Genomic DNA, 12,572 nt, shown 5'->3' on the forward strand with positions numbered 1-12,572 from the left:
CCATCGCGACCTCTTTTGCTGCTTACTGTCTGAGGGTCAAACTGACCGAATAGGTACTTCCATCATTATTAACGATCAGTTCGTGTGCTAACGGATATAATAGTTTCAATCTATTTTTAATATTCTGTAAACCTACACCCGAACTTTTCGTAGGCTCTTTGAAGACTCCTATTTTATTTGTCACTCGTAACTGTATAGACTTGTCTTGTATTAAAAGGTTTATTCTCACATTGGTCTTTCCTTCATAATCCGTTCCATATTTGAAGGCATTTTCAATAAAGGATATAAACAATAACGGGGGAATGACCTTATTCTTTTCTTCACCGGAAATTTGCAGGGTGACATTCTCGCTATCCGACAAACGAAGTCGTTGTAATTGCACATAGCTTTTTATGTATTCCAACTCTTTACTTAGGGGAACAAGGTCTTTATCGGCTTCATAGAGCATATAGCGCATCAACTCGGCCAAATCGACAATTGCCAGTGAGGTGTTCGGTGATTGTTTCACCGAAAGGGCATAAATGGCATTCAACGAATTAAATAAAAAATGGGGGTTTAGCTGTGTTTTTAAAAATTGAAGTTCCGATTGTATTTTTTGCTTTTCTACAACTTTGCGGAGATCTTCATTTTTCTTCCATTCCGTATACATACAGAGCATTGCACTTATGATGTATGGGATTCCTATAAAACTGATAGACATAAAGATTCGCGGGTTCCACAAATCGTCATGCCTGCGGGCTATTCTAGAGCGCATTCTTTCGGGAAAGTCTGCCGGAATTTCAGGGACAAAGAAAAAATTGACCAGCAAGGCTGCTGAAATTATCAAACAAACTGATACCGCTAGGTAAATTTGAATATTCCGTTTCAGCAATAATTCAGGAACCACTAAAAAATAATTGACATAAAATAATAACATCCCCATACCTAAGCCAGCTATTAAATTAGAAGGCACAGGTCTAGATTGAGATATCATGGGATAAATTATCAAAATGCAAAAGCACCCCCATATGAAAATATGGGCCAAAATCTGGGATATGTATTTCTTTTCAAAGGCCATCAACAGTTTATTGTACCTCCAATATCACAATGTCTAAATCGTCAAGTTCGCTTAACGCTATCACAGGGCTACGGCCGTTCTTTAATTTATCGACGACCAGATCAGCGAGCAACTGTGCGTCTTTAACAGTTCCAAAGGCTTGTTTTGTATTAATTGCGGGAATATACTCTTGTCGTATGATTAGTTTATCATCTTTTAGCACTTGATAACCATAACCATCTTCGACTATAACAATATTGGTTTCATAAGATGGAGAATCGAGTGATGGCAAAGGAATAAACTCCATTACCCCAAAAAGAGATAGCCCTACAAGAAATAACATTCCAATATTTAGAAAAAATTTCATCTTATACCGTTATTTAAATATTATATAAAACTTATGCATTGAACCTTCCTATAACTCTACTATTTGAATGCTACTATTAGCATGTAATCGTAATTTATATTCAGATGCACCTGAAAAAATATCTTAATTTTAAAAATGGGGCCCAAACACCACTGTAAGACCCCATTCATCAACTAAAATCACTCAATGAAAAACTCTTAATTTCTTTTTTATACTTATCCTAAAAATTTCTTTCCATTTAAAATAAGATTTCCCTTTTCCTAAACCACAGAACATCTATGATCCATACGGCAGACTGAATTCTTTCTTTTTGTTTTAAAATGGGGCCAAACATCACGGCGTGACCCCATTTCATCAACTAAAATCACTCAACGAAAACTCTTAATCTTCTTCTTCGTATTCATCAAAGGGGAAAAATTCGTCAAGATCATCTAAATACAGACTTCCCGTTCTTCCCATACCGATGAATGCCCTACTCGTGTTTGAAAAAACAATAGCATCTTGACGCGACGTTCCTTCATAAGAAGTCTTTACTTCCCAGGTATCTAATGACGGGTCATATTCCCAAATTGAATTGGTGGCCCCTGATCTTTCACCACAAGCAATATATCCATATCCATTCATTGTAAAGCCTAAGGCATTGCTTCTAGTAACCTGATAATCATCTTCTTCGTCGAGGTCTAACTTTTTAGTCCAACTTTCAGTAGCAGTATCAAATACCCAAAAATCATCTAGATAAACACCATTGGAGATTCCTGTTCCTAAATACACTTTGTCTCCGATAGTAAAAGTGGTTGCCGCCCTTCTTTTATCGCCGCCAAAACCTTCGAGTTCTACCCAAGTATCTGATGACGGATCGTATTTCCAAAAGTCTTTCCGGTCATTATCCCCATCAAATCCGGTACCGAAATATCCAACTCCATTGACCCCAAAAGCTACGGCATTTCTTCGGGGTGTTTCCAGACCCGCGATTTCTGTCCAAGTATTAGAACTTGGGTCGTAAGCATAAAAATCACTCAGTTCGCTCAGTCCGTCATATCCAGAACCAATATAGCCGATACCATCTACTTCAAAACCCACTGCAGCATTTCTGGCTACTCCAGGAAAATCTGCCTTTTGTGACCAATAGTCACCATCCATATTATACGCCCATACTGATGTCAGATAATCATCGCCATCATACCCAACACCCATATAACCTATATTGCCAATAGTGAATCCCGAAACACTGCTTCTTGGGCTACCGTCAAATACCGATCTGTCCACCCAGTTACCCAAATCTTCATCATCATCATCATTCGAGCAACCGGTTAGGAACAGAATCAATACACTAAAAAGGGTAATCGTTTTAAAATTATCTTCAATTCTTTTCATTCCAATCAATTTATTTTTTGGTCTTAATTTTTCATCAAAGCTAAAACGTGGATCGGCCTTTAAAAAACAGAATATATCAAGGGGAGGTTTTAACATATCAAATGGGCGATTTGATCTACGAACGCCACTACCATATTCATCGTGATAATTTGAGGATTGATCTTAAAAGAACGGGCGTTGGTCTATTCGGGTTTTGAGGCTTGTGCATGCATTCTACCTTTGATTCAAATCAACGAAATATGAAAAGGGAAACCATACATAAAGTCCTCCGATTGCTACCTTCTATTATCATCCTGTTTCCAATGGTGTTTGCTGCCTGCGACGAAGATGCCATAGATAGTTCTGAATTCGTAGCTGGGGAAGTCTTTACAGAAAGTAACATTAGGGTCATACAAATTGACACCATTACCGTAGAAACATCGACCGTCAAATTTGACAGTCTTATAACCTCGCAATCGTCACGAGTTTTGGTAGGCAAATATGTCGATCCCGAATTCGGTACCGTGCGCTCTGCAAGCTACTTTGAACTCTTGCCTACGACATATACTATAGATTCAGAAGCAGAATTCGATAGTATTGCGATGTATTTAAAACTCGACAAATACTATTACAACGACACCCTGAAACAAAACACCATTCAAATCAAGGAACTTAATGAAGCCGTGAAAGCCTACAATGGAGATGACCTTTACAATACGGGTAGTTTTACCTATAAGGAAGAAGATCTCGGAACTTTGTCATATACCCCCAGACCTATAAGCTCCGACTCTTTGGAAATCAGGCTTTCCGACAGTCTCGGAATTGATATTTTCAAGGAGTTTCAGGAAAAATCGATTACAAACCTTGCCGAATTCAATGTTCATTTTAAGGGCATGGCATTATTGCCCGGGGAAACCGACGATGGATCTATCATTGGTTTTTCATTGGCAGCTGAAAATAGCTATATGCGTCTTTATTTTAGCACTGCAGGGGAAACTGAACGTTTATCGAATTATATCGATTTTACGATTAACACCACGAGTTCGCCCACCCCGTTTTTCAACCAAATAACGACTGAAGACCCCAACGAATATTTAAAAACACTTACCGATAAAGAAATTGAACTTAAAAGCGCTAATGCCGAAGACCGAAGTTTTATACAGTCAGGTGTAGGGATTGCCACTCGAATTCAATTTCCGCACATCAAAAGTATTTACGACATACCTGGTGAAGGCACTATTTTAAATGCCGTTTTAAAATTAAAACCTACAGCTCAAAGTTTTGATGATCATTTGATTTTGAGAGATAGCTTATCGGTCTATCTCGTCGATGTAAACAACGACCTGACAGAACAGCTATCTTACATCGCCGTTTTAAATCGGGACAATCAAGAATTCAACGACATTTATTATGAACTGTCATTAAGCAGTTATATCGAAAAGCTGTTAGTAACCGAAAGATACACAGGTGAAGCCCTAGTACTATTGCCAGACAATTACAATAGCACGGTCGACCGCTTTATACTTAACGGAAACAACAGTTCAGATTACAGTACCACTTTAGAACTTACCTATTCTATTTATGATGAAGTTGAAAACTAAAATCTTACTATTTATTTCAGGTCTAATTTCAATATCAACATTCGTTCGGGCACAATCTGAAGGATTGACCAGTTCGCCCTATTCCCTTTACGGCTTAGGTGTTATAAATCAGACTAGTATTGGAAGATCCAATGGTTTGGGATATACGGGAATCGGCCTAAAAACAGAAACGGAAATCAATAACCTCAACCCGGCCAATTTTGCCTTAGTCCCACAGAACTCCTTTTTTTATGATATAGGTGTAACCAGTGAATACAACAACTATAGTAATGCCGGCACATCGGAAGGACGCACTAGCCTAAACTTTTCAAATTTTGCTTTTGCCTTTAGAATAACAGAAGGTCTGGGAGCCGGTATTACAATGGTTCCATACAGCGATGTCGGGTATACATTGGTAGGTATACAAAGTAATATAGAAGGAACTACGGAATTCTTCGAAAGTAATGTTGCGGGCGTTGGAGGATTGAGTGATTTACGCTTGAACCTAGGGTATGAAATTGTCGATAATTTACGTCTTGGTTTATCAACCTCTTTTTTATTCGGAAGTATCGAAGAAAATGAAGACTTTCAAATTACCAGCAGCTATTTTCAATCAACTGAAACTACCAACTATAGAGGTATTCGTCTTGGTTTCGGACTTCAATACGACCTTTTAGAAAACATGACCATTGGTAGTACCCTTCAATTCCCTACAGTGCTAGAAGGAACTTTAGAGCGCTATGCGACCAAGAATCTTGACGGCGTCGACATTATTGTTGAAGATAACACCACGGCCGATGCTTCAAGCTTCACCATGCCCTTGGAAGTCGGTATTGGCCTAAGTGGCACACTGTACAAATCGCTAACCTTAAGTGCAGATTACAAAAAGAACTATTGGGGCACTACCGAGCAAAGCGAGAACTTGGGTAGCTATGTCGATCAAGACATCTATGCCTTCGGTCTAGAATACATAAGAAGTCGAGATAGCTACAAACTATCACATCGCATTCGATATCGAGCCGGATTTAACTACGACAATGGCTATTTGGCCATCGGAAACACTAGGGTAAATGGTTTTAACCTGACCACGGGTATAGGAATTCCTCTCAGTACTGGCACCAACTCACTACTGAACCTATCCTACAGCTACGGTTCTAAGGGTCAAATTCAAAACGTTTTGGTGAAAGAAGATTACCATTTGCTCACCCTGAATCTGAGCTTGGAAGATTTATGGTTCAGGAAAAGAAAAATCAATTGATATTCTTAAAAAGAACGAAAAAAACACCAAATTTCAAACACATCATTAATGGGAAAAAGCCTTCTAAAAAAAAGTATTTTTATTTTGAGCTTGTTAGCTATGACCAGCCTCTATTCACAAGAGAAAAAAAAGCATCAAAACAATGCCACATACAAAATATTTAAACGGTTAGATACCGATCATGATGGCGTGATCAGTAAAGACGAGGCAAAAAAAGCTAGGAAAAGTCTTATTTATGCCGATTTCGAACTTATCGACACAGATAAGAGTATGACCATTACATTAAAGGAATTACAAATAATCAGCGGCGATTCTGCTGAAGAAGAGGAAAGAAAGTGATGGAGTAAATACCCGCCAAATGCCGCCACATACCTATTCAAACAGTTCTTGCCTAACTAAATCAAAATAGCGAGCACTTACGGGTATACTAACATTACCAATAATTAAATCCCTTCCCTTTAAGGCCGACACCTTCTTCTTGTTAATAATATAAGAGCGATGTACCCTCATAAAATTATCTTTCGGCAGCACATTCTCCAACGATTTTAGTGATTGGTTGCTCATCAACTTTCCTTCGGCAGAATAATAAATTACGTACTCGCTATCACTTTCGATATATAGAATGTCGGCATACTTTAATTTATGAAGATCATAACCCGACTTCACGGTTATGGTACCCTCTTGAACAGGAAATTTGGCCTCCGGTTTGATTTTGGAGACCGACTTCAAAAAACGTTCGAAGGTAATGGGCTTTAAAAGATAATCGAGTGCATTCAACTCAAATCCTTCGACAGCATATTCAGAATAGGCTGTGGTGAAAATAACCTGTGTCGTCGGAGCTATCATTTTGGCAAAATCCGTTCCTTTAATTTCTGGCATCTGAATGTCGAGAAAAAGCAAATCTATGCTGATTTCACGCATTACCTGCATAGCTTCCAAGGGGCTTTCGACGGAACCGGCACAGCTTAAGAAGTCTATTCGCCCTATATAAGCTTCCAACAGATTTCTGGCCAACTCTTCATCATCGACGACTAAACACTTAATCTTCTCCATCTAAATTTAAATGTAGTTTAACTTCAAAAGTAGTCGATTTGTTATTAATAATTAGTTCATGACGCTTCGGATAAAGCAGGGTTAGCCTTTTTTTGACATTCTCCAATCCGATGCCCCCTACTTTATCTTTGTTTAAAACTGCTTCAGGTACGCTATTCACTATTTCGAATTTGATTTCCTCCGAATCGGAATAGACACTTATCGTTAAGAAAACATTATTGATTTTTTCGAGATTCCCATGCTTTAACGCATTTTCCACAAAGGGAATCAATAGCATTGGGGCTATGTTTACATTTCTATCAAGAACCGTGAAATCTGTCGTAATAGGAAACACTTTACTACTTTTTAGACAGAACAAATTCAAATAATTTTCGATATAATCAATTTCCTTATGTAGTGGTACAAAAGGGCGATCACATTCATAAAGCACATACCTCAGCATATCTGACAACGAACTGATACTCTGTTGCGTCTTATTCGAATCTATAACCGAAAGTGCATAAATATTGTTTAAAGAATTGAATAAAAAATGTGGATTTATCTGCGATTTCAATAGTTTAAGTTCGGTCTGCAAGTTTTCATTTTTATTTCGAATTGTCTCTTCTTCCTGCTTTTGTGCAAACAGAAAAGTCTCAACAATCGTTGCAAGTACATAAGCAATTGTCAACAGCAAAAATTCTATTAAAAACCGCGGTGGGGGTTGCACCCTCATATTGGGTAAGGCCCCTCTTCGCGGTGGGGGTCCCTGAAAGATTTGTGAACTTACTGCTGAACAGACCAAAAGAAGTACTAGGGATACTAAAATGAAGTACGTGTATTTTTTCTTCAAAAGTAGCACCGGCGCCGTATAATAGACCAGTACCGCTACAACCAGAACCTGTAGAAGATAAGAAACCAGATTCTGTCTTACAAATTGAAAATCGCCATCTAAAACCAACCAACCTACGCTCCAAATAGCGGCCCACAAAAATACTTGAAAAAAATATCGTTTCGATCTGTTCATATTGCAAATTAAAGGAAATAATATTCATTGAAACCTCCAAAACACCGCTGTTATCACTGCGAAAACAAGACTTTACAGACTGAGGCACCCCATTTACCGAAAACCTGCCATCATTCACTTAAAAAGGTCATTTGACATTTATCCAAAGTCCATCTTTGTAGTCCAAAAGAAAGCTCAGGATAAAAAAACAAGTTTGACAGGACTAAAACTTATCTTAATTGCCTCGTTCTTCAGTTTTAAGGGCTATGCATAATCGTCACAAAACTGTAGAGAGGATCAAAAACCGCCTTCGCTCGAAAAAATAGTAGGGCAAATGCACAAAGATGAAGACCAGTAATATAAAGAGTAAGTCGAGCCGTTTTAACTTAAATAATACACAATGAAAAAATTCAATATTGCTTTAGTGGTTATTGTTGTCGGTCTACTTTGTGGATGCACGGGTCAAAAGAAAAAAATAGCCCATAATCATGACGAGTTTTCAAAGTTGGAAATAACTCATGATCATAGTGACTATTTTGGTTCATATACCTTAAATGATGAGAATTTTGGCACAAAAACGACAGTAACGGTTCAAGGTGATAAACGCACCATGGTCACCAACGCTATTCCCAATCATAAAACCGGAGCGTTTCCCAATCAAGGAAACCCAAATACGATTAGCGCGCAAGACAGAACGTATGTATTTTCTACAAAGCCTGTTTATACGGGTAAATCAAAATGGGTCAGGGAACCGGGCGTTGCCTTAAACGGAGTAAAATTTGAACCAGGAACAGCTGAAGTCGTGGTTTGTGAAAGTGGCGAAAATTATCGGGTCGAAGCCTTTCAAGATTTAATCGATCTCGGTCTTGATTTTAACAATGCCCATGTGCAACCTAATGGAGCCTACCATTATCATGGTACACCGACAGGTGTTATCGAAACTTTTGACAATCAAGAAGATTTAGTGCATGTTGGTTTTGCCCACGATGGTTTCCCCATCTATTATTCAAAAAGTAACGCATATAAACCGAGTTATCGAATAGTAGATGATAATCGTTCAGGTACTGATTGCACATATTCCAATCCAAAGGTCAGTATTGATGTTGATATCGACCACACCGAACAAGACGGAACTTTTCTTTCCGATTGGGAATATGTAAAAGGATCCGGCGATTTAGATGAATGCAATGGCACCGAGCTAAACGGCGAATATATCTACTTGGTCACAAATGCCTATCCCTATGTTGGTCGCTGCCTAATGGGCGAGTTTACCGAATCTGAGAGAAGAGGTCCGCCACCAGGAGGTAGACGCCCGAATGCCCCGGGAGGTGGTCACCCTGGGAAAAGACCAACAAATAGACCACCTAATGGTTAACGGTGCCACTATTAAAGCTGTTATATCACAACTGTCAAATATAGTACAAACCTATTTTCGGTTCTGATCTAGCAAGTACCAATTATATCGCTCGATTAAACGGCAAGCAGCTGTAATTAAAGGCTAGAAGCAAAACCTTTATTGGTTTGAAAAGGTTCGTTCATCTCATTCCTGATTTGTACGAACCTTTTGTGTATTACCCCCTTCCCTTCTTCACCTCATTGTATTCCCAACCGCTGTTTTATCGACCCTTTTGCATGAAATTTGAAATATTGAAATTGGCAAAATATAATTAGGGTACGGTGTCGGTAAATTTTCATATTCACTTTTTTGCGCCACACATAATTTACATATTCACAGTATTTCACCCACAAAATTCACATATAACTAAATTTGAAGCACTGATGCAACATGATTCTCATAGTTTGCTTCATTTCTTTTATTAACCTCATTGCGCTGCGCATATATTTGTTCTGATGTACTTTCCCCGTATTTATAAGTGCATGTATAGAACACGTAAACTAACTAAAAACCACTGATTATGATTAAACTCAAAATTGTCTGTATTGCATTGCTCTCCTTATTAGGGCAAAATGCATTCTCACAAACCAGTACCATAACGGGAATGGTCTCCGATGCGAAGGGAGCCCCATTACCCGGTGCCACCATTATAGTTTCAGGTTCCACAAATGGAACGACAACCGATTTCGACGGCAATTATTCCCTTTCAAATATTAGTCCATCTGATCAGTTGGTATTCTCCTATATAGGAATGACCACCCAAATCGTTTCAGTGGGCAATCAAACTACCATCAATGTAAATCTTCAAGAAGATGCAGAAGCACTTGACGAAGTTGTTGTAGTTGGTTATGGTACGCAATCAAGGGCCGAGGTTACAGGGGCAATTTCTACCGTAGGCGCAGACGAGCTATCGGCGTTACCCGTAGCATCGGCCGACCAAGCCTTGCAAGGCAGGGCAGCCGGAGTAACCGTTCTCAACTCAGGCTCTCCAGGTACAGCACCTGTTGTTCGAATCAGGGGCTTGGGAACCATGAACAATAACGACCCTTTATACGTAATTGACGGTGTAATCGCAGGTGGTCTAGGAGATTTAAACCCAAACGATATCGAGTCGATAAATATTCTTAAAGACGCTTCTACAACCGCTATTTATGGGTCTCTTGGTTCGAATGGCGTCGTGATGGTCACTACAAAAAAAGGCAGAAGGTCGGGCAAAACTACGATTAATGTAGATGCATATACCGGAATTCAATTTGCGAATCAACGATTCGATGTGCTAAATACCGAACAGTATTTAGCATTCGCCAACGACGCTTTTGGTGTCGTACCTACCTCTCCCCTTTCCGCTTCTAGAAATGATACTGATTTTCAAGATGCCCTTTTTCGTACAGGTATCATGCAAAAAGTTGACTTGGGCATTTCTGGGGGTGGAGAAAATAGTGATTTTAGATTTTCGGCAGGGTATATGGACCAAGAAGGTGCCATTATAGAGACCGGTTTCGAGAGATTTTCATTTCGGGCCAATAGTAATTTTACAGTGGGTAAATTCAATTTTGGGGAAACCATGTCCGTATCGTTCAACAAACAAAATCCAGAAAGAAACTTAGGGGCAAGGTCTTTATTGGAACATGCGATTAAAATACCCCCGTATTTACCAATTAATAACCCAGATAACCTAGGAGGTTTCCAAGGTCCCAGTAGTGGTTTAGACGGACAGGATGCCGAAAACCCGATTCGTGTTCAAACATTGGGCGAACACATCAACAAATCGGCTGCCATCATAGGAAGTCTTTTTGGTGAGCTTGAAATACTAAAAGATTTGAAATTCAAAAGTCAAGTCGGTTTGGAGTACAGAAATTCAAACACCAATATATTCAGACCTTCATACAATGATGATAGCGAAGGAGCAACCCACAGTTCAACTTTTGCCGCTATTACCAAAAATTCAACATTGAGAAAATCAATAACGGTAACAAACAGCCTAAACTATGCTACCACCTTTAATGACCTTCATAACTTAGAGGTATTGATTCTTGCGGAAAAACAAGAAACGATAGACGAAATATTGAATTCAAATAGTCAAAATCCGATTACAAACGAATTAAATCAAGTTTCGAACGAACAGTCTTTTTTACAGTCGCAATCTTTTGAATACAACCGAATCGGTTATTTAGGAAGGGTAAACTATAATTTCGATCAAAAATATATTTTTGCCGCATCCCTTAGGCGTGATGCTTCCTCCCGCTTTGGATCGAACAATAGATGGGGTACTTTTCCTTCGATAGCCGTTGGCTGGAACATTGCACAAGAGAGTTTCTTAAAAGATTCTGCCTTTAACACCTTAAAATTAAGAGGTAGCTGGGGTATCACGGGGAATGATAGAATTGGGGATTATCAATATAGTGCAACATTACTGTCCGATTTCTTTTATCCTATAGGAGGTAGTTTAGCAACAGGAACCACCCCCGGCGGTCTGGCCAATCCCGATTTGAAATGGGAGGAAACCACCATGAAAAATATTGGTTTAGACTTTGAACTTTTTAACGGGAAACTAACAGGTGCGGTCGAATACTTCAACAATTCGAGTGACGACCTCTTAATGAGTCGTCCCTTACCGGGATCTTTAGGAATAAACTCAGGGTCTGTAACCGAAAATGTCGGATCGGTCGACACAAAAGGTTTTGAATTTAATTTGGGCTATAATGATTATGAGGGAGACTTTACATGGTCTGCCAACCTAAATGTCGGTACTTCAAGCAACGAAGTCAAGTCATTGGGGGCGAACGAATCACTGTCTGGTGGTACTTTTGAGGCGCAAGATATTTCACGTATTGAAGTGGGAGAGCCGCTATTCTTTTTCTTTGGCTATGAAACCGATGGTATTTACCAAACTACAGCAGAAGTTGATGCTGTTCTGAATCAAACACCCAATGACGAAGGTGAGTTTGCTGTAAACCCCGGCGATATTCGCTTTGTAGATCAAAACATTGACGGACAAATAAATGCCGATGATCGTGTTAAAATCGGAAATCCCTATCCCGACGTTACCTACGGCCTTAATTTAGATGCCAAGTATAAGCAATTGGATATCAATTTATTCATATCAGGTGTTGCCGGAGTCGATGTTTACAACACCAATATTTATGATCTTGAAGGCATGCCACGTTTATTCAATGCGGGTACCAATGTATTAAATAGATGGACAGGCCCCGGAACATCCAATTCGGTTCCAAGAGCAGGTGGTTCCGATCAGAATTTCAATTCCATATCCGATCGTTTTGTAGAAGATGGATCCTATACCCGATTAAAGAATATCACGCTGGGGTATACCCTTGACAATACGTCATTTGATCAATATTTCTCAAAATGTAGAATTTACCTAAGTGGTCAGAACTTAATAACCTTGTCAGATTATTCAGGTTTAGATCCCGAGATAGGCAACCCATTAACCAATGATGGTGGAAATAGGCAGTATGAATTGGGAATCGATAGAGGTAACTACCCTCAGCCTAAATCAATCATACTTGGAGTCCAACTATCATTCTAA

At 39.1% G+C, this 12,572-nt stretch carries 10 protein-coding genes; 5 read left to right on the forward strand and 5 right to left on the reverse strand.

Translation table 11 applies throughout. From position 1 onward, the window contains the following. Nucleotides 1-22 precede the first annotated feature (22 nt). From AACZ88_RS19380 to AACZ88_RS19390, 3 genes are all read right to left on the reverse strand, one after another. A complete protein-coding gene (locus AACZ88_RS19380) occupies nt 23-973 on the reverse strand; it encodes a histidine kinase (RefSeq protein WP_339713992.1) in 951 nt (316 codons plus the stop codon). Between the two features lie 91 nt (nt 974-1,064). Next, nucleotides 1,065-1,403: a DUF4907 domain-containing protein gene (locus tag AACZ88_RS19385; protein WP_339713996.1), complete on the reverse strand. Its 339-nt coding sequence runs from the start codon at nt 1,401-1,403 to the stop codon at nt 1,065-1,067. Between the two features lie 381 nt (nt 1,404-1,784). After that, nucleotides 1,785-2,777 (reverse strand): kelch repeat-containing protein, encoded by a 993-nt coding sequence (locus AACZ88_RS19390; protein ID WP_339713999.1) that lies wholly within the window; start codon nt 2,775-2,777, stop codon nt 1,785-1,787. Between the two features lie 239 nt (nt 2,778-3,016). Between AACZ88_RS19390 and AACZ88_RS19395 the strand changes: the two genes are divergently transcribed. Genes AACZ88_RS19395 through AACZ88_RS19405 form a run of 3 tightly spaced genes read left to right on the forward strand, consistent with a single transcriptional unit; the run spans nt 3,017 to nt 5,933 of the window. Continuing rightward, on the forward strand, nt 3,017-4,357 hold the full coding sequence (locus AACZ88_RS19395; protein WP_339714001.1) for a DUF4270 family protein: 1,341 nt from the start codon (nt 3,017-3,019) through the stop codon (nt 4,355-4,357). Continuing rightward, entirely contained in the window at nt 4,338-5,594 is a 1,257-nt protein-coding gene (locus tag AACZ88_RS19400; RefSeq protein ID WP_339714004.1) for a hypothetical protein, read from the forward strand. Before AACZ88_RS19395 ends, AACZ88_RS19400 begins: the two co-directional genes overlap by 20 nt. A 48-nt stretch (nt 5,595-5,642) precedes the next feature. After that, the gene (locus tag AACZ88_RS19405) at nt 5,643-5,933 is read left to right on the forward strand and encodes a hypothetical protein (protein ID WP_339714007.1); all 291 of its coding nucleotides are present in this window, start codon (nt 5,643-5,645) and stop codon (nt 5,931-5,933) included. 33 nt (nt 5,934-5,966) lie between these two features. Here the strand turns inward: AACZ88_RS19405 and AACZ88_RS19410 are convergent, their stop codons facing one another. Both AACZ88_RS19410 and AACZ88_RS19415 read right to left on the reverse strand, forming a co-directional pair. Continuing rightward, on the reverse strand, nt 5,967-6,647 hold the full coding sequence (locus AACZ88_RS19410; RefSeq protein ID WP_339714010.1) for a LytTR family DNA-binding domain-containing protein: 681 nt from the start codon (nt 6,645-6,647) through the stop codon (nt 5,967-5,969). Further along, nucleotides 6,634-7,650, reverse strand: coding sequence for a histidine kinase (locus AACZ88_RS19415; RefSeq protein ID WP_339714013.1), 1,017 nt, complete (start codon nt 7,648-7,650; stop codon nt 6,634-6,636). The genes AACZ88_RS19410 and AACZ88_RS19415 overlap by 14 nt, the downstream gene beginning before the upstream one ends. A gap of 379 nt (nt 7,651-8,029) precedes the next feature. On the opposite strand from AACZ88_RS19415, the gene AACZ88_RS19420 reads away from it, so the two are divergent. Both AACZ88_RS19420 and AACZ88_RS19425 read left to right on the forward strand, forming a co-directional pair. Further along, nucleotides 8,030-9,004: a YHYH protein gene (locus AACZ88_RS19420; protein WP_339714015.1), complete on the forward strand. Its 975-nt coding sequence runs from the start codon at nt 8,030-8,032 to the stop codon at nt 9,002-9,004. A gap of 541 nt (nt 9,005-9,545) precedes the next feature. Beyond that, on the forward strand, nt 9,546-12,572 hold the full coding sequence (locus AACZ88_RS19425) for a TonB-dependent receptor (protein ID WP_339714018.1): 3,027 nt from the start codon (nt 9,546-9,548) through the stop codon (nt 12,570-12,572).

It is taken from the genome of uncultured Kriegella sp., assembly GCF_963975415.1.
GTDB lineage: Bacteria > Bacteroidota > Bacteroidia > Flavobacteriales > Flavobacteriaceae > Kriegella.

Excerpts from the sequence above, each read along its gene's own strand:
- AACZ88_RS19390 (WP_339713999.1), bottom strand. The coding sequence starts at position 2,777 with ATGAAAAGAATTGAAGATAATTTTAAAACGATTACCCTTTTTAGTGTA.
- AACZ88_RS19425 (WP_339714018.1), top strand. The coding sequence starts at position 9,546 with ATGATTAAACTCAAAATTGTCTGTATTGCATTGCTCTCCTTATTAGGG.
- AACZ88_RS19410 (WP_339714010.1), bottom strand. The coding sequence starts at position 6,647 with ATGGAGAAGATTAAGTGTTTAGTCGTCGATGATGAAGAGTTGGCCAGA.
- AACZ88_RS19400 (WP_339714004.1), top strand. The coding sequence starts at position 4,338 with ATGATGAAGTTGAAAACTAAAATCTTACTATTTATTTCAGGTCTAATT.
- AACZ88_RS19420 (WP_339714015.1), top strand. The coding sequence starts at position 8,030 with ATGAAAAAATTCAATATTGCTTTAGTGGTTATTGTTGTCGGTCTACTT.
- AACZ88_RS19385 (WP_339713996.1), bottom strand. The coding sequence starts at position 1,403 with ATGAAATTTTTTCTAAATATTGGAATGTTATTTCTTGTAGGGCTATCT.
- AACZ88_RS19380 (WP_339713992.1), bottom strand. The coding sequence starts at position 973 with ATGATATCTCAATCTAGACCTGTGCCTTCTAATTTAATAGCTGGCTTA.
- AACZ88_RS19415 (WP_339714013.1), bottom strand. The coding sequence starts at position 7,650 with ATGAACAGATCGAAACGATATTTTTTTCAAGTATTTTTGTGGGCCGCT.
- AACZ88_RS19395 (WP_339714001.1), top strand. The coding sequence starts at position 3,017 with ATGAAAAGGGAAACCATACATAAAGTCCTCCGATTGCTACCTTCTATT.
- AACZ88_RS19405 (WP_339714007.1), top strand. The coding sequence starts at position 5,643 with ATGGGAAAAAGCCTTCTAAAAAAAAGTATTTTTATTTTGAGCTTGTTA.